Raw genomic sequence first — 24,446 nt, 5'->3', positions numbered from 1 at the left:
AACTAATAACTATAAAAAAAACGCTATGCATCCCTTAAAATTCAATCCTATTTTAAAAGAGCGCCTTTGGGGCGGCACTAAACTTAAAGACGTTTTGGGCAAGCCAATTGAAAACGATATCACTGGCGAAAGTTGGGAGCTTTCTACGGTTCCGGGAGATATTTCTGTAGTTTCCAACGGAGATTTGGCGGGTGCGTCATTACAAGACCTAATAGAAAAAGATCCAGAAAGTGTATTGGGAAAAAGTGTTTATGAACGTTTTGGAACTGATTTTCCAATATTGATCAAGTTTATAGATGCCAAACAAGATCTATCCATTCAGTTGCATCCCAATGATGAGTTGGCCAAGAAACGTCACAACTCTTTTGGGAAAACTGAAATGTGGTATGTTATGGATGCGGATGATGATGCTAGCTTAATTGTTGGTTTCAACAAAGATGTTAGTAAAGAGGAGTATGCAGAAAGTATGAAAAACGATACGCTTCTAGACCTTTTAAACTATGAAAAGGTAAAAGAAGGCGATACTTTCTTTATTAACACAGGAAAGATTCATGCCATTGGCGCAGGAGTTCTTTTAGCAGAAATCCAACAAACATCAGATGTTACATACCGTGTTTTTGATTTCAATAGAAGGGATAAAAATGGAAATCTTAGGGAGTTACACACAGAGCAGGCGCTGGATGCCATTGACTATAAGAAGAAAGATGATTTTAAGGTAGCTTATAAAAATGAGAAGAACACGGTAAACGAGATGGTAGATTGCCCATATTTCAAAACGGATTTTTTGGATTTGAATGCTGGAATGACACAAGATGTTTCTGATCGTGATTCGTTCACCATTTTTATGTGCGTAGGAGGTGCGGCTACTATTGCCAATGAAAATGGCAGTGTACAAATCCAAAAGGGAGAGACTACTCTTTTACCGGCATCGTCCAACACTATAAAAATAACAACAGAGGGAGCGAAACTTTTAGAGGTAACCATTTAACCTCTTAAATATTTCACTCTATATATTTTGTTCAAATTGAGTATAAATAGCGTATTTTTGCGTAAAATTTATTGATAATGGCAAGTGTAAAAGAATTAAAGAAGGATATTAATAATGTCTTGGGAGACATCATAGAAGCGGTATACATTGTAGAAGCTGCCAATGCTAACCAAGAATCTAAAGAAGGAGCAAAGGTTATTGATGAAGCTATTGAGACTTTTGATGACCTTATTCAGAAAGTGAACCAAAGAGGTGTTGAGAATAGAAAGAGGCACCTAAATGCTGTTCGCCAAGAATTGGAAACAAAGGCAACAGGCCTTGTTGAAAAAGTGAACAAACTAGGTTAGACCTAACAAGAATTAAATAAAAAGCCCGCTATTGCGGGCTTTTTTACTTTTTGATCTTTTCTAGATACGTTTTTAATTGTTTACCGTATTTAGATTCCGAGACTTCGGGCGTTAGTACATTATAAATAGAATCAAGATATTTTACGTTGGCATCGGGAACTTCGGTCAAAGCTATATAAGGCGCTATGTAAGAGTTCTTGTTGTTAAGCGCGTAGTTTAAGGAAAAAGCATAACCGCGCTGAAGATTACGGTCGCTAAGCTTCTGAACGGAATCCAATTGCAATGAATCCAAAACGTTTTTAGGGTCGTTGGCCAATTGAATGATCTCTAAGGTTTTCATGTTAAAGCGAGACATGGTCTTTCTGTACTCTTCCAGTTTTATCTGGCTTTCAGAACCTGTAATTTTAGCATTGGTATCAAAAGTGTTCCAAGATGTGTTGATTGTAACTGTACCTGGTTCTCCAAAAAAGGTGATACGGTCGTTTACTTCATTGGCGTCCTTTTTATTTAAATAGAGATAGAAAATCTCCGGACTTTCTAGCTCAGTTGTAAACGTAAAATTACCATCGCCTTCTATTTGTAAAGAATCTATAGTAGTCAGAACGCTATCCGGTACGTGTTGTAAGTAAAGCGTACCTTTTTTTAGTCCCTTTACGTTCCCGGTTACGGTCATGGTGTTTTTTGTGCTGCCTCCACATGATAGCAACAGTAAAGAAATTGCACTTAAAAGAAATATGTTTTTCATGTTCAGTTTTTGGTGGCGCAAATATCTATATTTTTTTTGGTTTACTCATTAATCGGTATTTAAATGCTTCCGGGTACGGGTTGTTCTTTTAAATAGGTCTACTGGTTTAGCCTTTGGGTGGTTTACTCAAGAAGCTATTTTTAAATTTGATGAGCAGTTCATAAATGTGCAGTATTTTTGTTTGGATTAGAAGAAAGAATATAGCTAAAATTACGACCAATAAGGGCCATGATTCTATAAATAATTCAATATCTTCTCAATCATTAATTTTTTAATACGGAAGAATATATGAATGCTGAAAATGAAAAATGGATTGCGGCCATTGCTTCCGCGGATTATGTAAAGAACGGAATGATCGTGGGCTTAGGGTCTGGATCTACGGCGGCTTTTATGATTGCGGAATTAGGGAAGCGGATTGCAGGCGGACTTATTATGAAAGGTGTGCCGTCATCCGATGCTACGGCCAGACTGGCCAAACAGGCAGGCATATCACTGCTTTCTTTGGATGAAGCGGGTACCATGGATATCAACATAGATGGTGCCGATGAGTTTGATCCCAAATTTCAGTTGATAAAAGGTGGGGGAGGTGCATTGCTCCGAGAAAAAATATTGGCCCATAATTCAAGATTCAACATCATCATAGCGGATTCGGGCAAACAAGTTGAACGTTTAGGAAAATTTAAGTTGCCCGTAGAGACCATTCCTTTTGCAACGGAAACTATCATTTCAGAATTGAGCACAATGGATTTGAACCCTCGGTTACGCATGAAAAATAATGAGGTGTACAAAACAGATGAAAATAACTGCATTTTAGATATCGATATTTTTCAGAAGGATGATTTAAAAGCGTTGAACGATGTGCTCATTCAAATTCCCGGGGTAGTGGAGACGGGACTTTTCCTTTCTTCTACGGATATAGTTCTTATGGGGCAGGGAAATAAGGTGGTCACTTTAAAGAAATAGCTTTTTGCCCTCTCGGAAGTTATGGGCAATGGAAAAATGTAACAGATGAAATTCAATATACAAGAGACGTTCAATAAGGAATTACCGGCTGATCCCATTATGGAGAATAGCAGAAGACAGGTAGAAAAAGCTTGTTTTTCATATGCTACTCCCAAGCAAACGACTAACCCGAGCCTGATTCATGTTTCACCGGAAATGGCGAACGAACTCGGTATTTCTTTAGAAGACACTCAAACCGAAGAATTCTTGAACATCTTTACCGGTAATAAAGTCCTTGAAGGAACTACACCCTATGCCATGTGCTATGGCGGGCACCAATTTGGTAATTGGGCCGGGCAATTGGGTGATGGTAGGGCCATTAATCTTACGGAAATAGAACATAACGGGAAGCATTGGGCACTGCAGCTAAAAGGAGCGGGTGAAACCCCTTATTCCAGAACGGCGGACGGGCTGGCGGTTTTGCGCTCGTCCATTCGTGAATACTTGTGCAGTGAGGCCATGTACCATCTGGGTGTACCTACTACACGAGCTTTGTCCTTGGCGTTGTCCGGAGACCAAGTGCTTCGGGATGTGCTTTACAATGGTAATGCCGCCTATGAAAAAGGTGCTATTGTTTGCCGTGTTGTCCCTTCTTTTCTTCGTTTTGGTAACTATCAGATTTTTGCCGCACGTGAAGATATCGCTACCATGAGAACATTGGTGGACTATACTATAAAACACTTTTTTCCGGAATTGGGAGCGTCTTCCAAGGCGGTTTATGTACAGTTTTTTCAGGCTGTGGCAGATGCTACTTTAGATATGTTGGTACATTGGCAAAGGGTAGGTTTTGTTCACGGCGTTATGAATACGGATAATCTTTCCATTCTTGGTTTGACCATAGATTATGGCCCTTATGGCTGGTTGGAAGGTTACGACCATGGTTGGACACCAAATACCACAGACCGCCAGCATAGTAGATACCGGTACGGGAATCAACCTAATATTGGGTTGTGGAATTTATACCAATTGGCCAATGCTATTTTTCCGTTGGTAGAAGAAGCGGAACCTTTGGAGAATGTTTTGGAAGGTTTCAAAACGAAGTTCGAGGAGAAGTATTTGGATATGATGAAGTCTAAAATCGGACTTTATGAAAAGGATGATTTGGACCAACAATTGCTGAACGATTTAGAAAAAAATCTACAGCTTACGGAAACCGATATGACGTTGTTCTTTCGGAATTTAGCCGATATTAAAAAGGATGCGGGTGATGTAGATTCTTTCTTGAAAACCATTGGTGAAGCCTTTTATATGCCTGATGAGGTAGAAGGTGAAATTCTGGAAAAATGGACACTTTGGTTTACGGCTTACCAAAATAGATTGAAAAAAGAAACTTTTTCAGATGCCGAAAGGAAAGAAAAAATGAATGCGGTAAACCCCAAATATGTGCTACGCAATTATATGGCACAATTGGCGATTGATGATGCGGATAAGGGAGATTATGCTTTAATTGATGAGCTGTTTGTTTTGTTGAAGAAGCCGTACGATGAGCAACCGGAGTATGAAAAATGGTTTGCCAAACGTCCGGATTGGGCACGTAACAAAGTAGGTTGTTCCATGTTATCCTGCAGTTCGTAAAACTAAATGTATGACAGACAATCCGTCTAAAACAAAAATTGGACTCGGTATGGCCGCTCTGGGTCGTCCGGAATATATAAATATTGATGAAGGCAATAGGGATAAGTCCTTAGTTGCTTTCAGAGCCAATGCTTTTAAGGTGTTGGATGCCGCTTATGAGAAAGGGGTGCGATATTTTGATACCGCCCCGTCTTATGGAAAAGGCGAGGAGTTTCTAAAAGATTGGCAGTATAATCGGGCACATACAGATGTAGTACTGGGTACCAAATGGGGCTATACCTATGTGGCCAATTGGCAATTGGGTTATGATGGTCCGCATGAAGTAAAAGAACACTCCCTTGAAAAGCTCACGGAGCAATGGGAGTTCTCTAATGGGCTTCTTCCTTTTTTGGAGTACTACCAAATTCATTCTGCAACATTTGAAAGCGGCGTGCTACAGAATAGACCTGTATTGGAAAAACTGCTGGAGATAAAAAGAACGACCGGACTTACCATTGGGATTTCTACAAGTGGGCCTAATCAAAAGGAGGTTATAGAAAATGCTCTCCAAATACGAATTGATGGCGAGGTGGTTTTTGATAGTTTTCAGGTTACTTTTAATATGTTGGAACAAGCCGTTTTGCCAGTTTTACGTGATATAAAATTACAGGATAAAAAATTGATAGTTAAAGAAGCCTTGGCCAATGGCCGCATATTTGAAAATGAAAAATATGCTCAGTATCAATCTTTGTATACCAAATTGAAGACTTTGGCTGAAAAGTACGAAGTAGGTATAGATGCTATTGCATTGCGGTATGTAATGGACAAGGTACAACCCGACTATGTATTGAGCGGTGCTGCGGATATACATCAGCTGGAACAAAATTTAAAGGCGAATTCCTTCACTTTGAATGAAGAAGAATTAGCAGAGCTTACCAAGGAAAAAGTAAACTCCAAAGCCTACTGGGAAGAGCGTAGCCGGTTGAGTTGGGATTGATTTTCCGTGGATATGTTTTGCCCCATTTAAAGTGCCGAAGCAACTTCCATTAAATAGGCGCATAGCAGTGCGCCGCCTGTACCCACTACATAACCAAAAACGGCTAGGAGTACCCCAACGGAAGTCAACGATGGGTGAAATTCCGCAGCTACAACCGGGGCCGAAGCTGCACCGCCTACATTGGCCTGACTTCCCACGGCCAAGAAAAAGAAGGGTGCTTTTATCAGTTTTGCTACAAGAATCAATAGTCCCGCATGAATAGAAATCCAGACAAGGCCAATAGCAATCAATCCCGGGTTTTCAAGTACTTTACCCAAATCCATTTTCATACCAATGGTGGCCACAAGTAGATAAATGAACATACCGCCTATTTTACTGGCACCGGTACCTTCATAGTTTTTAGCTTTGGTAAAAGATAAGGCTATACCTGCCGCTGTGGCAATGACCACCATCCAAAAGAAACTGGACCCCAAGAAAGAGAGAAAGCTTTTCTGATCACGAACACTTTCAAACGAACTGGTCAGTGTATCGCTAATATGATTGCCAAAGAAATGTGCAATGCCAGTTGCGGTAAACGCAAAGCAAAGCATCATTATGTAGTCTTTTAAGGTAGGTACACGGGTTATTTTTTCGGCGAAAGCGGTAACCTTGACCTTTAAGGTTTCAATAGCGGAAGTATCGGCTTTAAGCCATTTGTCAATTTGTTTGGTGCGGCCTACGCCTAGTAGAATAACAGCCATCCAGATATTGGCCACAACAATGTCTACGAGCACCATGGCGCCGTATTTTTCAGGATTGTATTTAAAGATTTCGTACATGGCCGCTTGGTTGGCACCGCCACCGATCCAACTACCGGCAATAGTAGAAAGCCCTCTCCAAATAGCATCAAAATCGTTTCCACCTACGGTATCGGGAGAAAAGATAGAAACAACTAAAATAGCAATAGGTCCGCCAATAATAATACCAACACTACCCGTTAGGAACATAATAAGTGCCTTGGACCCTAAACTCATAATCGCCTTTAAATCTATGCTTAATGTCATAAGCACCAGTGCTGCAGGCAGTAAATACCTACTGGCAACATAATAGAGACTGGAAGTATGAGTGATAACTTCACCGGTATCGCTCAAGGTCTGCCATTTTTCGGCAACAATACCTGTAGATGCCAATATACCTGGCAATAGGTAACACATAAGCACCCCTGGTACTATGCCGTAAAATTTACTCCAAAAACCGTTTTTTTGAGATGATCCATAAAAAATAAAGCCTAGACAGAGTGCTAATAGTCCAAAAACAACGGTATCATCGGTTATTAACGGGGCAGGTAATAAAGGTTCGGTCATATGATTTGTGGGTGCTTTTCCTCAAATATAATCAAATTACCAGATGCTTTTTAATATAGTCTGCTACGCCATTTTCTGTATTGGGTAGGGTAACGGCATTGGCAATGGCTTTTACTTCTTCTCTGGCATTACCCACAGCAACACCACAACCACTGCTTTCCAGCATTTCAATATCATTGTAATTGTCACCAAAAGAAATAACATGTTTTAATGATTCATCTTCTTGTAATAAAGATTTTATGGCAGATAATTTTGAAACGGATTTTGGCGCAACTTCAATGAGCGTATCATTTGAGCGGTACAGGTTTAGGTGTTCTCCCAGTTTTTTTTCAAGAACAGGGTAGAGGTTATCGGCATCCTCTTTTGTGCTCATTAGCATTATCTTATGGGCACCAATATTGCGTTTTTCCCAGTCCAAAAGCGTTTCGGTGGTAGGTCTAAAGACCGGAGTGGTCTTGGTATATTTTATTTCTTTTTGAACACGTTCAGAATCTTCTTCAACATACCACTCATTGTTGTAATATAAACCGAGTTTGGTATCGTTTACTTCGGCTAAATGATATATTTCATCAAGATGGTCCGTACTAATATGTACGGAGGAAAGTTCTTTATCGCCATCCAGCACCAAGGCGCCATTATAGCAGATGATAGGTTGCTCCTCAATGGCCAGGTCTTTTTGTAAATACGTCATAGCACTTGGCATACGCGCAGACACCAAAATTATTTTTACCTGTGATTTAATTCGATTGATTTCTGCTATCGTAAATTCGGAAACATCACTTTTTGTGGTCAATAAAGTACCATCTAAATCTGAACAGAGTATTTTGTAATTCAAGTCGTTTGGTTTTAAAGTTTGTTAGGTTTGGTCTTAATTTCCTTGTCTGAACTTTTTGGTTTTCTTTTTGTCCGGGTTTTTGAACAAACGCTTAAAGAACCCGTCTCGTTTTACCGGTTCACAGTCCAACATCTCTAAAGTTGCTGGGTTGGGCCGTTTAAACTGCGCCTTTGTAATTTCATTATAGTAAGGATGTTTGTTCATTTCCTGCATCCATTTGGCAAAGATAGGAAGAGCTGCGTTAGCGCCTTGCCCTAAACTGGTGCTTCTGAAGCCTATTTCATGATTGTCCAGTCCCACCCAAGTTACATGCACCAATTTTGGCATAATGGCTACGAACCATGCATCCTTATTATTTTGCGTGGTTCCGGTTTTTCCGGCAATGGCATTGTTCAATTTATAGGTGGAACGGATTCTAGAGGCCGTACCCTTATCAATTGTACCTTTCATCATTTCTACCATAATTTGCCTCGTTTCTTCTGAAAAAGCGGTTTCACGGGCTCTTTTTGGCTTAAATTCGGTTAAAAGGGAATCTTTTCTATCCGTAATTTTTTCAATGAGATAAGGTAAAACAGCTTTCCCATCGTTTACATAACTGGCATAAGCGCCCGCTAGTTCATTTAAATATATTTCTCCGGTACCTAAGGCCAAAGAGGGTTGAGCAGGTAGTTTGGAGAAAATACCCATATTTTTGGCCATAGTGAGCACATTGTTGATGCCCGCTTTTTCCAAAACTTTTACCGCTACCGTATTTACGGAATGACTTAAGGCTTCTTCCATGGAATAGTTGAGGTAAGCCTCATCTTTCTTTCCGGAATTACTGGGAGACCAACCTTTTAGATTTTCGTACGCTACTTCTTCCGCAGAAAAATAGGTGCAAGGCAAAGTGCCGGTTTCTAATGCCGTTGTGTAGACAATAGGTTTAAAGGTAGAACCCACTTGGCGTTTACTTTGGGCCACATGGTCATATTTAAAATGCTCAAAATCTACACCACCGATCCATGTTTTAACGGCACCCGTTTTAGGGTCTAATGCCAAAGAACCGGTGTTCAAGAATTTCATATAATGTGTAATACTATCAATAGAATTGCCCTGGACGGTCTTTTCTCCTTCCCAATCCGTTAGCACCAATTCCTTTTTTATGCTTAGGGAATCCATGATTTTGTCATGCTTCAACCCTTGTTTCTTCAGTTTCCGATAAACATCCGAGTTTTTAACGACCTTTTCTATCAGCTTCTTATTGGCGCTCCATGGGGCATTTTTTCCATAGCTTTTTTCAAAACTACTTTGTAATGCGGTCATATGCTCACGCATGGCTTCTTCCGCCCAGAACTGCATATTGTAATCTAAAGTGGTATACACTTTTAGGCCGGAAGTGTAGATATTATATTCATTACCTTCCTCTTTTTGCTTGTCATTCCATTTCAACAGTTGTTTTCTTACTTCTTCCCTAAAATAGGGAGCGAGTCCGGTATTACTATCATAATCGCGATAGTCCAGTTTTAAGGGAAGGTTGATAATACTGTCTTTTTGCTCCGCGGAAATATAATCGTTATTGGACATGGCCAGAAGTACCAGGTTTCTTCTGGTTAAACTTCTCTCGGGAAAAATACGAGGGTTATAGCCATAAGTGGCCTTGAGCATGCCCACTAAAACCGCTCCTTCTTCTACCGTTAAATCTTTTGCTTGTTTATTAAAAAATTTAAGGGAAGCACTTTCTATCCCAAAAGTATTGTCGCCAAAAGAAACGGTATTCAGGTAATGGGTAAGAATTTCATCTTTAGAGTAAATGTTCTCTAGCCGGGAAGCAATTAACATCTCCTTTATTTTATCCACTACGATATTAGCTCTTTTTCTATCCCTCCGGGGATATAAATTCTTAGCAAGCTGTTGGGATAGGGTACTGCCCCCACCGGCAGATTGGTCTTGCATAAGTATCGTCTTTAACGCTACACGCCCCAAACTTTTATAGTCTATGCCGTAATGCTCGTAAAAACGTTCATCTTCAATGGCCACCAATGCGTTAAGTACATTTTTGGGAATAGCCTCAAAAGCTATGGGCTGCCTGTCGTACAAATAAAATTTACCAATGAGAACACTATCTGCCGTATAAACTTCCGAGGCCCTTTGGTACTGAAAATCCGAAAGTTCTTCCTTGCCCGGTAATTTACCCCAAGCTCCCCAGTAAACACTTAGTATAAACAGAAAGGAGAAAACTATGAGTGCTATTAGGGCAAGCAGGGTATATCTTAATATTGGAGACTTTATTTTTTTTAAGATCAAATCCGTGAATTTTAGGTGTGCAATATCAAATTAAAAAATGAAACCCTAGGGTTTCTTAACAATAGATTTAACTTCAATTTTCTACTTTTGCGGCTAAATAAATTTCATGCGAAAAATAGTATTCTTTCTGTTCTTAATAACAACACTTTCTAACGCAAATGATGGTGAGTGGTCAAAAACCGGACACCGCACCGTGGGCGAAGTGGCTCAACATCACCTTTCAAAAAAAACCAGAAAGGCACTTAAAAAGTTGTTGAACGGAGAGAGTCTTGCTTATGTATCTACGTTTGCAGATGATATAAAAGCCGACAGGGCTTACAAAGAATTTAGCGCTTGGCACTATGTGAACATTCCTCAAGGAAAAAAATATGAAGATATAGAACCAAGTGAGCATGGAGACCTGATAGTGGGTATCCATAAATGTATTGAAATTATCAAAGACGATAACAGTAAAAAGGAGGACAAGGTTTTTTACCTTAAAATGCTGGTCCATCTAATAGGAGACCTGCACCAGCCCATGCATGTAGGACGTTATGAGGATAAGGGAGGTAACGGTATTCAGTTGCAATGGTTCAATACCGGAACTAACCTGCATAGAGTTTGGGACTCCAATATGATAAATGATTATGGTATGAGCTATACCGAGTTGGCTTCTAGTTTACCCCAACTTTCAAAAGAACAAGTAAAATACATTCAACAAGGTACAATTTATGATTGGGTAGAGGAATCTCAAGAAATTGCAGATAAACTCTATGATTCCGTTGAAGTAGGAGAGAAGCTATATTACCGTTACAGTTACGAATGGTGGGGCACGGTTGAAACCCAACTACAGAAAGGAGGGTTGCGTTTGGCCAAGGTTTTGAACGAACTATTTTAGATTTAAAAACGAAATAGTTTACCGTTTGGAAATTTTGTTCATAGATATATGGCGCTGCCGTGTACTCTTGAACCTATGGTCTTCCGTATTATTTAACTTGGCATGTTTGGTATTTCTGCCCTGAACTCGTTTACGCCACAACCTAAAACTTTTGGGTTTAAGGTGGTATCTCATAAGTTCAATAGTTTCCTGTTCCGATATGCCAAATTGGAAAGTTATAGCATCAAAAGGAGTGCGGTCTTCCCAGGCCATTTCAATAATTCGGTCTAATTCTCTTTCCGTAAATGTCTGTCTCATAGCATTACAAAAGTAATTAAGGACAAATTAATATTTGAACTCAATAGAACTAAAATTTTGGCTTCTTAACGACATAATACATTTTTAAGTAAATGTCTATGTTATATTAGAGTAGATGGTTGCGAGGACATTAGTTGGCACCCGGCGGCTAAAGGCAGTAATCTTCTCATAAGTAAAGGGTAAAAAAAATCGGCTATTTTTAATGGCCGATTTTTTTATGTAATAATTCTAAACGTCAGGTTTATGCGCTCATTAATAACTCTGGCCGTTTTTGGAACCTGATGCAGCCAATGTTCTTGTGTAGCACCTTTCATTAATAAAAGACTACCGTGTTGTAATAGAATTTTTTGTTTCAGGTTTTTATCCTTTCTATGTTTTAGGTGAAAGAAACGCTCTTGCCCTAAAGTTACCGATGCAATAATTGGGTTCTTGCCCAATTCCTTCTCATTATCTGCATGCCACCCGTTACTATCCTGACCGTTCCTGTAGAGGTTGAGTAAGCAAGTAGTAAACACTGCCCCAGTACAAGTTTCAACTTTGTTTTTTATTTCTAAAAGCATAGGTGTAAACTTATGGGGCGCCATTACCAACTTAGAATAGGAGTAAGGCTTACCATTATTACCATATAAAGCCGTTAGCCTTGGTTGGACATAGGTCTTACCAAATACCGTAATATTATCTTGTTGCCAAGGGGTTTCTTCTTTAAGCGACTGAAAATAAGAATCGGCCGTTGCCCGTTCTATAAAATTTGGATAATAGGTAATGTCACTATCCGGTAGGTTCAAATTTATTTCGTCCGGGAACAGACCGTCTATCATTTAAGAACTGTTTTTAACTCATTCCTGTATTCAGATGGGTTTTGACCTGTAAATGCCTTAAACTGTTTGTTAAAGTGAGAAAAGTTGTTGAAACCGCTTTCAAAACAAACCTCGGTAATACTTAAAGGTTGTTCTGCCAAAAGTTTGGAGGCATGCACTAAACGGTACTCATTTACAAACTGAACAAAAGTTTTATTGGTAATCTTTTTAAAGTAACGACAGAAAGAGGGTACGGTCATACTTACCATGTTACTTATTTCATCCAATGTTATTTCTTCCTTAAAGTTGTTCTTAACGTGGTTAAAGACTACGTTAATACGATCATTGTCCTTCACTTCGGTTTCCATAGAGAACCCTTCGGCATTAAGAATCTTAAACTCTTTGGAGTTGCCCAATTCGTTTAAAATATTCAATATAGAAAGTAAACGCTGAAAATGGGTCTGGTATTCCAGAATCTGCATTTTCTCTCCAATCTTTCTTTTGGTCTTTCCGGAAAAGGCTATACCACCTTTTGCCATTTCAAAAAGCGATTGAATTTTTTTCATTTCGGGAATATTAAAAAAATCGTTTCCCAAGAAATCCAATTTCATTTGAATGACCGTTTCGCTTTCATTACCGGTAAGGGTATTGGTAAAACCGCAATGGGGTAAATTACTACCTATTAATATAAGGTCTCCTTTTGAGTAATACGAAACATGGCTTCCGATCTGTCTTTTACCAGATCCACCATTTACGTGAACGAGCTCTATTTCCGGATGGTAATGCCATACGGTGTTTTTATTATTCTTTGTCGCATCAAACCTTTGATACGTATAAGAATGCCCAAAACTAGGTTCTATGGCCTCAAAAGCGGGCTTCTGATTTGTTAGCGGGGGTTTGCTCATAATACAAAATTAAACAAGGCTAATTCCTTCTTTCTTTGCAAAATTAACTAAAATATGTTCAATATTACCTTATGGGCAATATTGATGTATTTGGAATGGTAAAATAGCACATTTATTGGCGAATTGTGGAGTAGTGAGAGCAGGATAACGGCAGTATGTTTGTATCATATTATTAACCTACCCTGTGTAACAGCAGGATATAAAAAAAAACGATATGAGAAAAGTAGTAAGAACCGCCGCAATGATCGCTTTGTTATTGACTACAACTGCTAGTATCGCCAGCGAGCCCAAGCTTAGTGTTGTACCAAATGAAAATGTAAAAAGCTTTGTTTATGAACTAGATGCCCATGCGGGAAGAACAACCATCAAGTTTATGGATGCAGAGCAGAACGTTATATTCTTTGAAACTGTTGAAAAAGAAAACTATGCCAAGAAGTTTGACCTTTCTAAACTTAAAGATGGTCTATATTTCTTTAAATCAGAAGATGATTTAACTACAATTTCCTACACAATTAGTGTAAACGGAAGCAATGTAGAGGTAATAGACAAAAAAGAAAACAGTAAACCGGTCTTTAGACAAAAAGGTGGAATGGTTTATTTAAACCTTTTAAACCTAGATAGCAAAGACGTTGATATTCAAGTTTACGATAGTAGTAACAGACTAGTTTTCTCTGAAAAAAGAGAGAATGAAATGGTTATTGAAAAAGCATTTGATTTTACCAAAGCTTACGAAGGTGAGTATACCGTTGTAGTAAGAGATAGCAAAGAAACTTATTACAAGGAGATTTCGGTAAACTAAGATAGTTTAAGTTGAGTTGAGTTAATTGCCCCTAATGTTGTTGAGAGCGTTAGGGGCTTTTTTTATAGTGATAGGTAGCTATAAGCCCAATACATTAAGACCAGTTGTAAAGGCAATCTTGCTATTAAGAGCCACTTGGGAAATCCGGCCGAAGCTTTTTTGCTGGATAGCATATAAAAATGTACCAGTAAGAACACGGCTAGCATGAGTACAATTCCGTAGATAGCATAGTTCTTCACAGCAGGAATGCAAACACCTATACCTAATAAAATTTCTGCAATACCGCTAAGTTGCACCAATAGCTTGTGGTTGGGTAGATACCGGGGCATAATACGCATATAGGCTTTTGGTTTTACAAAATGCATAATACCTGCCATTACGTAAATGATACCCATTACGTATAAGTGCCATGGATAATTCATGATTTAGGAAGGAATTTCTTTAAACGTTCGCGTTTATACTCGGGCAAAGAAGTATTGGTCAAGGCTAACTGTAGTATTTGCGGGTCTTTTTGGCGGGTAAATAATAACTGATAAAAATCCTTAACGGTAAGCGCGTTTTGAGATTGCTCCACCAGCAGTAATTCGTCTCCTACCTTTACTTCACCCTCTTCTAGGATGCGTACATAAGTGCCTGGAAACCCATAATCTATATACTGTTTTAAAATACTTTGGTTTTGAAACCGTATACCCAACTTATAACAAGGCTCTCTAGGTTGTGATACTTGAACCAAGGCACTTCCTATTTTATAAATATCGCCTATACGTATAACGGATTCATCAAAATTACTAACGCTAAGATTTTCTCCGAACATACCCCAGTTCCAATCCAAACTTGGGTATAAGCTTTTCCAGTACTCATAATGTTCCGTGGAGAATAGAAAACAGGCCTTGTTCAAGCCTGCATGATGTTTACGGTCAATTACGGTATCATTAGCTACATCCGTTTTTCCTAAAAACAGGGGGGCTTCTACCGGGTATTTAAAAATGCCCGTTAGTTCTTCTTTACCGTTCCAGGTAATGGTAGTTGGGCTACCAATGTTAGTTGATATAATTTTCATGAATTAAAAATAAGTAAACCATCCGCAATTAACGAATGATAACTGCGGTTTAAAAAACAATTGTGATGGGTAATCTATTTGCGCTAGTACATTACTAGATTAGTCTATGTTTATGATCAGTGAGTGTATTCTGACTTAATATTTCGTTTGCGCACACGAAATGTTTGTGAATATGGTAATTTATTCGTTTTTTTTGTGTTTATTTGATATTTAACCGAGGTAATTTTTTGCAACTTAATCCCCCTGGGCACCTTCTTATGGCGTTATTGACCTTTTTACTCTTTACTGGTTTTGTTGCTTTCTATGCAACATACAAGCTTAGACGCGATAAATTGAACACCAAAGACGGCTATTTCTTGGGAGGTAGATCCTTAACCGGAATTGTAATAGCAGGTTCTTTACTCTTAACCAATATTTCTACTGAGCATTTGGTGGGAATGAACGGTTCCGCATATCGAAACGGAGCTATTATTGTAGCATGGGAAGTTACATCTGCCTTGGCTTTGGTCATTGCGGCCCTGTATTTTGCCCCTCGCTATTTAAAAATGGGATTGACTACCATTCCAGAATTTCTGGAAAAAAGATTTGACGGTCTCACCCGTACTTATGTGGCGCTCCTTTTGATTATTTCTTTTGTAGCCACTCTGCTGCCTATTGTGCTTTATACAGGTGCTTTAAACATAGAAGCTATTTTTGAAATTTCCGAATTATTGAATGTCACCCAAAGTGAAGGTATATGGATAACTATCTTGATCGTAGGTAGTATTGGTGCCGTATATGCCATTTTTGGCGGCTTAAAAATGGTGGCCTATACAGATACGATAAACGGGTTTGGCTTATTGGTAGCAGGGTTATTGGTGCCTATTTTGGCTTTGCTAAGCATTGGCGAAGGCAATTTGTTTGAAGGAATGGCAACAGTATTCAAGCACAGCCCAGAGAAATTCAATGTGGTAAGTAAGGAGTCGGGAATAGGGGAGGGAGCACGTTCCGCAATTTTACCTTTTGAAGTGCTGTTTACGGGGCTTATGATCAATCAGATATATTTCTGGACCATGCACCAATCCATTATTCAACGGGTTTTGGGAGCGGTAAGTCTAAAAGAAGCCCAAAAGGGATTACTTTATACGGGTTTGCTTAAGATATTGGTGCCTTTGGTAATTGTTTTGCCGGGCCTTATCGGCTTTTACTATTTTGGGGAAAGTCTTTATGACAATCCGGATAACGTTTATCCACTTTTGGTAAAAAAAGTTTTACCTCTGTGGCTCACTGGTTTTTTTGTCGCAGTAATGATGGGAGCTATCTTAAGTACTTTTAATAGTGCTTTGAACAGTGCTGCCACTGTATTTAGTTTGGACGTTTTTAAAAAATACATACAAAAAGATGCCAGTGAAAAAAAATTGGTGATTATTGGCAAGAGTACTTCTGCTATTTTGGCCGTTTTGGCAATAGGTATAGCGCCTTTTGTAGCTAATGCGCCAGATGGACTTTACCAGTTGTTACAACAGTTGAACGGAATATTCTTTATACCCATTGCCAGTGTAATTATTGCAGGTTTTCTATTTCCAAAGGTTAGTGCTATTGGGGCGAAAGCCGGACTTATGTTTGGATTGGTATTCTACGTGGCCATGTATTACATTTTTGAAGTGAATCTTCATTTTATTCATATTTGGGGAATAGAATTCGTGCTGAATATATTGATTATGCACCTAGTTTCCACATTAGGGAAAAAAGAAGAAAAATTTATAATGAAAGATGCGGGGGTATTAAACCTTCAACCTTGGAAGTATGCCAAGCCCTTTAGTCTCTTTCTAGTGGTATTTACTATTATTTTATATCTTGTTTTAGGTAATGTGTAAAGCATAACCAATGCCGTGGTGTAGATTAATAGTTGGAGTAAGTAGTTTAAAGCTAAATTGTTAAAGATGGAAAAAACGTTCAGGGATTATGAGGCTGTAGATGTGTCGGCGGCCGTTAAGGAGCATTATAGAAAAATGCGGTCAAAGCAAACGGTAGACTATGTTCAACGTATGCACAAGAAATATTTGACCTATGACAAACCAATGGACCTATGGGAGGCTATGGAACATTTGAATAGATTGATAGACGTTAGCGATCCCGATTTGGATTTGCCCAACGTACAGCATTTAATTCAAAGCGCGGAGGCTATTAGAGAAGACAATCGCCCAGATTGGATGCAGCTTACTGGTCTTATTCATGACCTAGGAAAGGTGATGTTCCTATGGGGAAGCGATGAGGACGGTACCAGCCAGGACGAGCAATGGGGAACCGTAGGTGATGTGTTCGTAGTAGGTTGCGAATTGCCGGATACTTGTGTATATCCTGAGTTTAATAAATTGAATCCGGATATGGCCGATTCCCGTTATAATACGCCTACCGGTATTTATGAAAAAGGTTGTGGTATGGACAATCTTAACCTAGCATGGGGGCATGATGAGTATCTGTTTCAAGTACTCTCTAATCATAAAGAGAACCAACTGCCCAAAGAAGCTATGGTAATGATACGTTACCATTCCTTTTACCCATGGCATACGGGAGGTAGTTACAAAGAGTTGTTGAACGAAGGTGACAAAGAATATTTAGAACTTATTAAAGATTTCAATAAGTACGATTTGTATACTAAGTCGCAAAAGATATATGATTTAGAAGATGTAAAGGATTATTACCAGCCTATTGCAGAAAAATATTTGGGTAAAGGTCCTATAAATTGGTAATAACCCTCTTAAAATTTACAAACGGCCCCTTACTATTAAGTATAGCGGCCGTTTATTTTTTTACCGCAAGAATTTTGATGTTTATAGTGTTTTCACCAATATTTTCTAAATCGTGAACCATTTCTTCCCCACTGCAGGCCCAATAAAAATGGTCACCTTCTTCCAAACGCAGCAAGGCTATTTGTCCGTTAATATTTCTTGAAATCATAAGACCGTCCGTAAAACAGGTGCAACTATAGTCATTAGTATGCCTTCTAAACGGAGTCCGTTCCTTAGGTTTCAATACTATTTCGGTTAGAATTAGTTCTTCATTTTCAAAAAGAGTATCACCAATATTTTCGCTAAATTTTTCTTCTTCTATTTCTTTTAGTTTCTTTTTATCCCAACTGTCAAAATTACCCTTGGGATTAAGTTCTGTAAATACCATACAAAATGTGCTTAGTTTCAATAAACGGAGCAATAACCTGGGCGGAATAGTGTGCTCTTCTTATATTTAGTGTAAATTAATTCTGTCTCCAAAGTTCCTTAACATTTAACAATTTAGAAAGATTAATAGTACAAAATGTGATTTATTTTTGTTTGATTTTGATATTTAGTGTTGGATTCCTAACATTATTTTGAATTAAAGAATTTATAGAGTAGGTGTAAATTTTGGAGATATCTGCAGTATTTCTAGCTATAATCTATTATAAATAATGAGCGTAGTTTACAAAAAAAAATCTATGCATAGGGGAAACTCATACTATTTCATGGTTTTTGAAATTTTTCGGGAAGATATGAATTTTAACAAGAAAAAACGCCCAATTGCAAAGTTATGCAACTGGGCGTTTTGTAAGTTTATTTATTAAGTGCTACTTCACCATCTCGTAGCTACGTTTTATAAAATTGGTTAATTCTTCCCCTTTCAACAGACCTTTTGAAAGACGGGCCAAGTCAATAGATTGACTAATTAATCGTTCACGTTTTTTTGCGGTTTTGGTGTTCAATATTTCACCTACCAGCTCGTGATTTGTATTTACGATAAGGTTATACATGTCAGGCATTGATCCCATACCAAACATACCGCCACCACCTCCAGTCTGTTGCATCTCTTTCATACGACGCATAAATTCAGGCTCGGTAATGATAAACGGAGAGGCATCACTATCCATGGCTTCTAGTTGAACGGTATAGCTCTTGTCCGTAATGGCTTCTTCAAGATTCTTTTTAAGGGTTTCCTTTTCCTCATCGGATAATTTAGAAATCTGAGTGTCCTCTTTTTTAATCAAGTTATCCAAATGATCTGCATCTACACGGGCAAAAGAAATCTTCTCTTTAGAGGTTTCCAGTTTTTGCATTAAGTGACCAATAATTGGCGAATCCATCAGCAGTACTTCATAACCTTTAGCTTTTGCAGCTTCAATATAACTATGCTGCGAAACTTTGTCGGAAGCATAAAGAATAACAAGTTTGTCATCCTTATCCGTTTGGTTTTTCTTTATTTTTTCTTGGAGTTCCTCAAAAGTAAAGTAGCTGCCGTCTACGGTAGGGTAGAGTGCAAATTTGTCTGCTTTGTCAAAGAATTTATCTTCGCTTAGCATTCCGTATTCAATAACGATTTTAATATCGTTCCACTTTTGCTCAAAATCCTCTCTACTGTTCTTGAACAGTGAGTTTAATTTATCTGCAACTTTTCTTGTGATGTACGAAGAAATTTTCTTTACGGCACCATCTGCCTGTAGGTATGATCTGGAAACATTCAAAGGAATATCCGGAGAATCAATTACACCACGCAACATGGTTAAAAATTCAGGAACAATACCTTCTACATTATCCGTTACAAAAACTTGGTTTTGGTACAGTTGAATGCGGTCTTTTTGAACGTTAAGATCATTGGTCAACTTTGGAAAATAAAGTATACCTGTAAGATTAAACGGGTAGTCTACGTTCAGGTGAATGTGGAACAAAGGTTCCTCAAACTGCATTGGATACAGTTCCCTGTAGAAATTCTTGTAATCTTGATCCTCTAAATCAGCCGGTTGTTTGGTCCAGGCAGGGGTAGGGTTGTTAATAATATTATCTACTTCTTGAGTAGGTGCTGGATCTTCTTCTTTGGCATCTTCTGGCTTAGGAAGCGTCTCTGTCTTCATTCCAAATTTAATTGGAATAGGCATGAACTTGTTATACTTGTTCAGAAGCTCGCTAATACGGTTGTCTTCTAGAAACTCAGTGGAGTCTTCGGCAATATGAAGAATAATCTCTGTACCGCGTTCTTGGCGGTCACCTGGTTCCAATGTAAAATTTGGAGAGCCGTCACAGCTCCATAATACCGGTTCTGCATCTTCCTTAAAGCTTCTGGTACTGATCTGTACTTTATCAGCAACCATAAAGGCAGAATAGAAACCAAGACCAAAATGACCTATAATGCCGGACTCTTTGGCTCCGTCCTCATACTTGTTCAAGAATTCTTCCGCACCGGAAAAGGCAAGTTCGTTAATATACTTTTTAACCTCGTCTTCGGTCATACCGATACCTTGGTCAATCACGTGAATTTTCTTTCCTTCTTTATCTACTTTTACCTCGATCATAGGGTCGCCATATTCAACTTTGGCTTCGCCTATGGAAGTAAGGTGCTTTAGCTTTAAAGTAGCATCCGTTGCATTGGAAATAAGCTCTCTTAAAAAGATTTCGTGGTCACTGTACAAAAATTTCTTAATCAGCGGAAAAATGTTCTCTACTGAAACATTGATTTTACCTGTAGCCATAAATTATAAATTTTAGAAATGTTCGCGCTAATGCTTGAACTTTGTTTAATACTATTTTTTCATTCTTCGGCATAGAAAAACATAGGTGATGTACACCTGTTTGCTGTTTGTCAAAAAAAATACCATACAGAGAGACTGTGACAAACTGACACGTTCGTATGACGGAATGGTTGCGGTTTGTAATTTTGTTTAATTAATTTTTATTTTAGTTAAACATTTATTATCTTTGAAGAAGATGTGATGAAGATTGCTGTGAAAGGGAAAATTTTCGATCAATATCACGTTTATAATCATTTATTGGTTAGGTTGTTTTTAAAACGTGCTTTCATCTGAAGGCACGTTTTTGTCTTTTGTGATAAAATTGGTATTCCCTTAACAACGAATGCGCGCTCTTAGGCGTAATTTTATATAACTAAATTGTTGGAAAATGGTGGCAAAATCTAAAGCAAGTAAGGTAACGGAAGATAGTATAATCTCTATGTATATGGATTATGTTCTAGAGCATGAGAGCGTACCTAAATCCATTTATAAATTTTGTAAACAAAATAAATTATCGGAGGCCGATTTTTATAGGTTTTTTGGTTCAGTAGAGAGTTTGCAAAAGGAAATATGGAACAAATTCTATACAAACACAGAAGCTCTTATTCTCAAAAATGAAGCGTATAATAACTTTTCCAATAAGGATAAGATGCTTACTTTTTTCTATACATTTTTTGAAATGCTCACCCTTAACCGTAGTTATGTTCTATTCGCTTTAAAAGAACATAATAGTCCTTTAAAAAATCTAGGACAACTAAAAGGGCTGCGCCAGCATGTTAAATCTTTTGCGGCAGAACTTATTAATGATGCCAATGCTAACAAGAATCTTAAAATTACCAAATATAATCCCCAAGTGTTTTCGGAAGGAGCATGGTTGCAGTTTTTATTCTTGCTAAAATTTTGGATGGACGATACTTCTCCCGGATTTGAAAAAACCGATGTAGCCATAGAGAAATCTATACATACCGTGTTTGATATTTTTGATAATACCCCACTTGAAAACATTCTTGACTTCGGTAAGTTTCTTTATAAGGAAACATTTGCTTAGCCAACTTATAACATACTCACTTTTCCAAAAGAGACGATATGAAAACAATTGATAGTATACCTACAGGTAAAATAGAAAGGGCAGGAAAACTGGTTAAAACAGGTGTTAAAATTGGGGGCAATTATGTTAAATATTACAGTAAAAAGTTGGTGAATCCTGAAATGGATAAAAACGAACTGAACGAAAACAATGCGGAGGATATTTATGACGGACTTAAGAGCTTAAAGGGTAGTGCCCTAAAAGTTGCTCAAATGCTTAGTATGGAGAAAAATATACTCCCAAAGGCGTATGTAGACAAGTTTTCGCTCTCACAGTTTTCCGTACCACCTCTTTCTGCTCCCTTGGTACGTAAAACATTTAAGAAATATTTGGGCAAATATCCAGAGGAGCTGTTCGATACTTTTGAAAAAGATAGTATAAATGCCGCTAGTATAGGCCAAGTGCATAAGGCAACAAAAGACGGTAAGGAATTGGCGGTAAAGATTCAATACCCGGGTGTTGCGGAAAGTATTTCCAGTGATTTGGCATTGGTGAAACCCATTGCCATAAAGATGTTTAATCTACAGGGAAAAGACTCTGATAAATATTTTAAAGAAGTAGAAAACAAACTCATAGAAGAGACCAATTATTTTTTAGAAATTGAGCAGAGCATTAGTATTACTAATAGTTGTTCCGGGATTAAAAATTTAGAATTCCCCAAGTATTATGAGGAGCTTTCAAGTGAGCGAATTATTACAATGGATTGGATGTATGGCCAACATCTGGGCGAATTCACCAATAAAAATTTTAGTCAGGAAATAGGTAATAAATTGGGGCAGACGCTTTGGGATTTTTATATGTTCCAAATTCATGGTCTAAGAAGGGTTCATGCTGATCCTCATCCAGGAAATTTTTTGGTAAGTGAGCAAAATACATTGATTGCCATAGATTTTGGCTGTATTAAAGAGGTACCCAACGAATTTTATGTGCCTTATTTTGAGTTGGCGAAAAAAGAAAACATTGAAAATGACGCAGTTTTTATGGCGAAACTGTATGAGTTGGAAATATTAACGGAAACCGACTCGCCCGAAGAGCTCAAATTCTTTAAAGCGCTATTCAAAGAAATGCTCACACTTTTTACTTCGCCTTTTCACGAAACTAGTTTTGACTTTGGTTCTAATGATTTCTGGGAGAAAATAGCAGATTTAAGTGAACGCTATTCCAAGGATAGTCAGATTCGTAAAATGAACGGAAACAGAGGGTCTAAGCACTTTCTGTATATGAACAGGACATTCTTTGGGCTCTACAATTTACTTCATGACCTTAGGGCAAAAATTGATGTAAATAGCTATAAGCAATACCTTCAATAAATAGCACAAGGTTAAATTCATCCTATTAATTTTGCTTATCTTAGAAATTTACGGGTTAATTTGCACCCTGGTTTAAAGCTTTAGCTTTTTAAATTAAAAAAAACCTTCTATGTATAATTCAAAAATTACGGGACTTGGATACTTTGTGCCCGAAAACGTAGTGACCAATGATGATTTGGCCAAGGTAATGGATACCAATGATGAATGGATCCAAGAACGAACGGGTATCAAAGAAAGAAGACATGTCGTAAAGGGTGGTGATACTACAACAACCATGGGCGTAAAGGCTGCAAAAATAGCTATAGAACGTGCAGGTATAGATAAGGATGATATAGATTTTATCGTCTTTGCTACGCTAAGTCCTGATTACTATTTTCCTGGGCCGGGCGTTTTGGTTCAAAGAGACCTTGGGATTAAAACGGTAGGGGCCTTGGATGTAAGAAACCAATGTTCCGGTTTTATATATGCGCTTAGTGTTGCTGATCAGTATATCAAAAGTGGTATGTACAAGAATATTCTTGTAATTGGTTCTGAGTTACATTCCCATGGCCTTGATATGACTACCAGAGGTAGATCTGTGTCCGTAATATTCGGAGATGGAGCTGGAGCAGCGGTTATAAGTAGGGAAGAAGATACCTCAAAAGGGATTCTTTCTACACATTTGCACAGTGAAGGTCAGCATGCAGAGGAGTTGTCCTTAATAGCTCCGGGTATGGGCAAACGTTGGGTTACGGATATTATTGATGAGAACGACCCTAATGATGAATCTTACTTTCCATACATGAACGGACAGTTTGTATTTAAAAATGCAGTAGTCCGTTTTAGTGAGGTAATTATGGAGGGTTTAAAGGCTAATGATTTAACACCTTCGGATATTAATATGTTGGTGCCGCACCAGGCCAACTTGAGAATTTCCCAGTTTATTCAGAAAAAGTTTGGTTTAGGAGATGATCAAGTTTTCAATAACATTATGAAATACGGGAATACCACAGCAGCGTCTATACCTATTGCGCTTACGGAAGCTTGGGAAAGCGGTAAGATAAAAGAAGGAGACCTTGTGGTTCTTGCCGCATTCGGTAGCGGTTTTACTTGGGGTAGTGCTATTATAAAATGGTAAGCTTATAAAACACAAAACCCCGATGTCTCCATCGGGGTTTCTGTCGTTGATTCTGCTATACTAAACACTAACCATTAACTATAAACATATAGCTTTATCACCGACCAATATTTTATGAAAGTTTACACTTTTTAGAACGACTTTTATAATAGACGTATATTTTACTAAAAAGTTACATCCTTAAAGAACTTTAACATCATATTTAACATATGAAAAATACCCTGGTATTCGGAGCTTCTCTAAAAACGAATCGATATAGCAATCTAGCGGTTAATCGGCTTTTAGACCATAGCATCAAAACTGAAGCATTCGGTTTACGCGAAGGTAAAATCAGGGATATACAAATAAAGACCAATTTAAATGAATTTCAAAACATTCATACCGTTACTTTGTATATAGGTCCAGCACGTCAGCCTGAATATATCGACAAAATCTTACAAATAAATCCGAAACGTGTAATATTTAATCCGGGCACTGAAAACCCTGAATTTTACAAATTACTGGAATCCAAAGGGATTGAAGCGGTCGTGGCTTGCACCTTGGTCTTATTGGCTACAGGGCAATATTAATTGATCGACGAAAAACATG

Annotated in this window: 24 protein-coding genes; 13 read left to right on the top strand and 11 right to left on the bottom strand. The window is 38.1% G+C overall.

All coding sequences use genetic code 11. The features are described from left to right. Positions 1 to 25: 25 nt before the first annotated feature. Both SJY45_RS08185 and SJY45_RS08180 read left to right on the top strand, forming a co-directional pair. A complete protein-coding gene (locus SJY45_RS08185) occupies positions 26 to 988 on the top strand; it encodes a type I phosphomannose isomerase catalytic subunit (protein ID WP_400074007.1) in 963 nt (320 codons plus the stop codon). Positions 989 to 1,065: 77 nt separating this feature from the next. Next, the gene (locus SJY45_RS08180) at positions 1,066 to 1,335 is read left to right on the top strand and encodes a hypothetical protein (RefSeq protein WP_400074005.1); all 270 of its coding nucleotides are present in this window, start codon (positions 1,066 to 1,068) and stop codon (positions 1,333 to 1,335) included. A gap of 43 nt (positions 1,336 to 1,378) precedes the next feature. On the opposite strand, the gene SJY45_RS08175 is transcribed toward SJY45_RS08180, so the two are convergent. Then, complete coding sequence (locus SJY45_RS08175; protein WP_289040967.1) at positions 1,379 to 2,080, bottom strand: DUF4369 domain-containing protein; 702 nt, start codon at positions 2,078 to 2,080, stop codon at positions 1,379 to 1,381. A 288-nt stretch (positions 2,081 to 2,368) separates the two neighbouring features. Between SJY45_RS08175 and rpiA the strand changes: the two genes are divergently transcribed. The 3 genes from rpiA to SJY45_RS08160 are packed head-to-tail and all read left to right on the top strand — an operon-like array spanning position 2,369 to position 5,633. Further along, positions 2,369 to 3,043, top strand: coding sequence for a ribose-5-phosphate isomerase RpiA (gene rpiA, locus SJY45_RS08170; protein ID WP_400074003.1), 675 nt, complete (start codon positions 2,369 to 2,371; stop codon positions 3,041 to 3,043). Positions 3,044 to 3,088: 45 nt separating this feature from the next. After that, complete coding sequence (locus SJY45_RS08165; protein WP_400074001.1) at positions 3,089 to 4,657, top strand: YdiU family protein; 1,569 nt, start codon at positions 3,089 to 3,091, stop codon at positions 4,655 to 4,657. A 10-nt stretch (positions 4,658 to 4,667) separates the two neighbouring features. Then, complete coding sequence (locus tag SJY45_RS08160) at positions 4,668 to 5,633, top strand: aldo/keto reductase (protein WP_400073999.1); 966 nt, start codon at positions 4,668 to 4,670, stop codon at positions 5,631 to 5,633. Positions 5,634 to 5,659: 26 nt separating this feature from the next. Here the strand turns inward: SJY45_RS08160 and SJY45_RS08155 are convergent, their stop codons facing one another. The 3 genes from SJY45_RS08155 to SJY45_RS08145 are packed head-to-tail and all read right to left on the bottom strand — an operon-like array spanning position 5,660 to position 10,094. After that, positions 5,660 to 6,976: a DUF819 domain-containing protein gene (locus SJY45_RS08155; protein ID WP_400073997.1), complete on the bottom strand. Its 1,317-nt coding sequence runs from the start codon at positions 6,974 to 6,976 to the stop codon at positions 5,660 to 5,662. Positions 6,977 to 7,007: 31 nt separating this feature from the next. Beyond that, entirely contained in the window at positions 7,008 to 7,811 is an 804-nt protein-coding gene (locus SJY45_RS08150) for a Cof-type HAD-IIB family hydrolase (RefSeq protein ID WP_400073995.1), read from the bottom strand. Positions 7,812 to 7,844: 33 nt separating this feature from the next. Next, complete coding sequence (locus tag SJY45_RS08145) at positions 7,845 to 10,094, bottom strand: penicillin-binding protein 1A (protein ID WP_400073993.1); 2,250 nt, start codon at positions 10,092 to 10,094, stop codon at positions 7,845 to 7,847. A 106-nt stretch (positions 10,095 to 10,200) separates the two neighbouring features. On the opposite strand from SJY45_RS08145, the gene SJY45_RS08140 reads away from it, so the two are divergent. Continuing rightward, a complete protein-coding gene (locus SJY45_RS08140) occupies positions 10,201 to 10,971 on the top strand; it encodes a S1/P1 nuclease (RefSeq protein ID WP_400073991.1) in 771 nt (256 codons plus the stop codon). Positions 10,972 to 10,989: 18 nt separating this feature from the next. Here the strand turns inward: SJY45_RS08140 and SJY45_RS08135 are convergent, their stop codons facing one another. The 3 genes from SJY45_RS08135 to SJY45_RS08125 form a co-directional block, all read right to left on the bottom strand. Next, a complete protein-coding gene (locus SJY45_RS08135) occupies positions 10,990 to 11,268 on the bottom strand; it encodes a TIGR03643 family protein (RefSeq protein WP_303406960.1) in 279 nt (92 codons plus the stop codon). Positions 11,269 to 11,483: 215 nt separating this feature from the next. Then, positions 11,484 to 12,086, bottom strand: coding sequence for an alpha-ketoglutarate-dependent dioxygenase AlkB family protein (locus SJY45_RS08130; RefSeq protein ID WP_400073989.1), 603 nt, complete (start codon positions 12,084 to 12,086; stop codon positions 11,484 to 11,486). Beyond that, a complete protein-coding gene (locus SJY45_RS08125) occupies positions 12,083 to 12,970 on the bottom strand; it encodes an AraC family transcriptional regulator (protein ID WP_215441038.1) in 888 nt (295 codons plus the stop codon). The genes SJY45_RS08130 and SJY45_RS08125 overlap by 4 nt, the downstream gene beginning before the upstream one ends. Positions 12,971 to 13,184: 214 nt before the next feature. Here SJY45_RS08125 and SJY45_RS08120 point away from each other — a divergent pair, with 214 nt between their 5' ends. Further along, a complete protein-coding gene (locus SJY45_RS08120) occupies positions 13,185 to 13,769 on the top strand; it encodes a hypothetical protein (RefSeq protein ID WP_215441037.1) in 585 nt (194 codons plus the stop codon). Between the two features lie 62 nt (positions 13,770 to 13,831). Here SJY45_RS08120 and SJY45_RS08115 read toward each other — a convergent pair whose 3' ends face one another. Both SJY45_RS08115 and SJY45_RS08110 read right to left on the bottom strand, forming a co-directional pair. Further along, positions 13,832 to 14,191 carry a MauE/DoxX family redox-associated membrane protein gene (locus SJY45_RS08115; RefSeq protein WP_289040952.1) on the bottom strand — a complete coding sequence of 120 codons (360 nt, stop codon included), beginning with the start codon at positions 14,189 to 14,191 and terminating at the stop codon, positions 13,832 to 13,834. Further along, positions 14,188 to 14,829 carry an MOSC domain-containing protein gene (locus SJY45_RS08110; RefSeq protein ID WP_400073987.1) on the bottom strand — a complete coding sequence of 214 codons (642 nt, stop codon included), beginning with the start codon at positions 14,827 to 14,829 and terminating at the stop codon, positions 14,188 to 14,190. Before SJY45_RS08110 ends, SJY45_RS08115 begins: the two co-directional genes overlap by 4 nt. 227 nt (positions 14,830 to 15,056) lie before the next feature. Between SJY45_RS08110 and SJY45_RS08105 the strand changes: the two genes are divergently transcribed. After that, positions 15,057 to 16,685: a solute:sodium symporter family transporter gene (locus SJY45_RS08105; protein ID WP_400073985.1), complete on the top strand. Its 1,629-nt coding sequence runs from the start codon at positions 15,057 to 15,059 to the stop codon at positions 16,683 to 16,685. Between the two features lie 66 nt (positions 16,686 to 16,751). Next, positions 16,752 to 17,561 carry an inositol oxygenase family protein gene (locus tag SJY45_RS08100; RefSeq protein ID WP_400073983.1) on the top strand — a complete coding sequence of 270 codons (810 nt, stop codon included), beginning with the start codon at positions 16,752 to 16,754 and terminating at the stop codon, positions 17,559 to 17,561. 52 nt (positions 17,562 to 17,613) lie between these two features. Here SJY45_RS08100 and SJY45_RS08095 read toward each other — a convergent pair whose 3' ends face one another. Together SJY45_RS08095 and htpG are read right to left on the bottom strand one after the other, a co-directional pair. Next, positions 17,614 to 17,988: a hypothetical protein gene (locus SJY45_RS08095; protein WP_215441031.1), complete on the bottom strand. Its 375-nt coding sequence runs from the start codon at positions 17,986 to 17,988 to the stop codon at positions 17,614 to 17,616. 424 nt (positions 17,989 to 18,412) lie between these two features. Beyond that, positions 18,413 to 20,305: a molecular chaperone HtpG gene (gene htpG / locus SJY45_RS08090; RefSeq protein WP_400073981.1), complete on the bottom strand. Its 1,893-nt coding sequence runs from the start codon at positions 20,303 to 20,305 to the stop codon at positions 18,413 to 18,415. 427 nt (positions 20,306 to 20,732) lie between these two features. Here htpG and SJY45_RS08085 point away from each other — a divergent pair, with 427 nt between their 5' ends. The 4 genes from SJY45_RS08085 (at position 20,733) to SJY45_RS08070 (ending at position 24,427) form a co-directional block, all read left to right on the top strand. Next, positions 20,733 to 21,392, top strand: coding sequence for a TetR family transcriptional regulator C-terminal domain-containing protein (locus SJY45_RS08085; protein ID WP_215441027.1), 660 nt, complete (start codon positions 20,733 to 20,735; stop codon positions 21,390 to 21,392). A 38-nt stretch (positions 21,393 to 21,430) separates the two neighbouring features. Beyond that, positions 21,431 to 22,741: an ABC1 kinase family protein gene (locus SJY45_RS08080; protein WP_400073979.1), complete on the top strand. Its 1,311-nt coding sequence runs from the start codon at positions 21,431 to 21,433 to the stop codon at positions 22,739 to 22,741. Between the two features lie 109 nt (positions 22,742 to 22,850). After that, positions 22,851 to 23,858, top strand: a complete 1,008-nt coding sequence (locus SJY45_RS08075; RefSeq protein ID WP_400073977.1) for a 3-oxoacyl-ACP synthase III family protein — start codon at positions 22,851 to 22,853, stop codon at positions 23,856 to 23,858. 209 nt (positions 23,859 to 24,067) lie between these two features. Further along, the gene (locus SJY45_RS08070) at positions 24,068 to 24,427 is read left to right on the top strand and encodes a CoA-binding protein (protein ID WP_215441021.1); all 360 of its coding nucleotides are present in this window, start codon (positions 24,068 to 24,070) and stop codon (positions 24,425 to 24,427) included. The last annotated feature ends 19 nt before the right edge of the window (positions 24,428 to 24,446 follow it).

The sequence above is a fragment of the Zobellia russellii genome (assembly GCF_044597075.1).
Classification (GTDB): Bacteria; Bacteroidota; Bacteroidia; order Flavobacteriales; family Flavobacteriaceae; genus Zobellia; species Zobellia russellii.
The sequence above is the reverse complement of the archived record's forward strand: the minus strand, read 5'-3'. Positions and strand labels throughout refer to the sequence as shown.

What these genes read in the sequence shown, in the direction of transcription:
- SJY45_RS08185 (WP_400074007.1), top strand. Translation starts at nt 26, where the DNA reads ATGCATCCCTTAAAATTCAATCCTATTTTAAAAGAGCGCCTTTGGGGC.
- SJY45_RS08180 (WP_400074005.1), top strand. Translation starts at nt 1,066, where the DNA reads ATGGCAAGTGTAAAAGAATTAAAGAAGGATATTAATAATGTCTTGGGA.
- SJY45_RS08175 (WP_289040967.1), bottom strand. Translation starts at nt 2,080, where the DNA reads ATGAAAAACATATTTCTTTTAAGTGCAATTTCTTTACTGTTGCTATCA.
- rpiA (WP_400074003.1), top strand. Translation starts at nt 2,369, where the DNA reads ATGAATGCTGAAAATGAAAAATGGATTGCGGCCATTGCTTCCGCGGAT.
- SJY45_RS08165 (WP_400074001.1), top strand. Translation starts at nt 3,089, where the DNA reads ATGAAATTCAATATACAAGAGACGTTCAATAAGGAATTACCGGCTGAT.
- SJY45_RS08160 (WP_400073999.1), top strand. Translation starts at nt 4,668, where the DNA reads ATGACAGACAATCCGTCTAAAACAAAAATTGGACTCGGTATGGCCGCT.
- SJY45_RS08155 (WP_400073997.1), bottom strand. Translation starts at nt 6,976, where the DNA reads ATGACCGAACCTTTATTACCTGCCCCGTTAATAACCGATGATACCGTT.
- SJY45_RS08140 (WP_400073991.1), top strand. Translation starts at nt 10,201, where the DNA reads ATGCGAAAAATAGTATTCTTTCTGTTCTTAATAACAACACTTTCTAAC.
- SJY45_RS08135 (WP_303406960.1), bottom strand. Translation starts at nt 11,268, where the DNA reads ATGAGACAGACATTTACGGAAAGAGAATTAGACCGAATTATTGAAATG.
- SJY45_RS08130 (WP_400073989.1), bottom strand. Translation starts at nt 12,086, where the DNA reads ATGATAGACGGTCTGTTCCCGGACGAAATAAATTTGAACCTACCGGAT.
- SJY45_RS08125 (WP_215441038.1), bottom strand. Translation starts at nt 12,970, where the DNA reads ATGAGCAAACCCCCGCTAACAAATCAGAAGCCCGCTTTTGAGGCCATA.
- SJY45_RS08120 (WP_215441037.1), top strand. Translation starts at nt 13,185, where the DNA reads ATGAGAAAAGTAGTAAGAACCGCCGCAATGATCGCTTTGTTATTGACT.
- SJY45_RS08115 (WP_289040952.1), bottom strand. Translation starts at nt 14,191, where the DNA reads ATGAATTATCCATGGCACTTATACGTAATGGGTATCATTTACGTAATG.
- SJY45_RS08110 (WP_400073987.1), bottom strand. Translation starts at nt 14,829, where the DNA reads ATGAAAATTATATCAACTAACATTGGTAGCCCAACTACCATTACCTGG.
- SJY45_RS08100 (WP_400073983.1), top strand. Translation starts at nt 16,752, where the DNA reads ATGGAAAAAACGTTCAGGGATTATGAGGCTGTAGATGTGTCGGCGGCC.
- SJY45_RS08095 (WP_215441031.1), bottom strand. Translation starts at nt 17,988, where the DNA reads ATGGTATTTACAGAACTTAATCCCAAGGGTAATTTTGACAGTTGGGAT.
- htpG (WP_400073981.1), bottom strand. Translation starts at nt 20,305, where the DNA reads ATGGCTACAGGTAAAATCAATGTTTCAGTAGAGAACATTTTTCCGCTG.
- SJY45_RS08085 (WP_215441027.1), top strand. Translation starts at nt 20,733, where the DNA reads ATGGTGGCAAAATCTAAAGCAAGTAAGGTAACGGAAGATAGTATAATC.
- SJY45_RS08080 (WP_400073979.1), top strand. Translation starts at nt 21,431, where the DNA reads ATGAAAACAATTGATAGTATACCTACAGGTAAAATAGAAAGGGCAGGA.
- SJY45_RS08075 (WP_400073977.1), top strand. Translation starts at nt 22,851, where the DNA reads ATGTATAATTCAAAAATTACGGGACTTGGATACTTTGTGCCCGAAAAC.
- SJY45_RS08070 (WP_215441021.1), top strand. Translation starts at nt 24,068, where the DNA reads ATGAAAAATACCCTGGTATTCGGAGCTTCTCTAAAAACGAATCGATAT.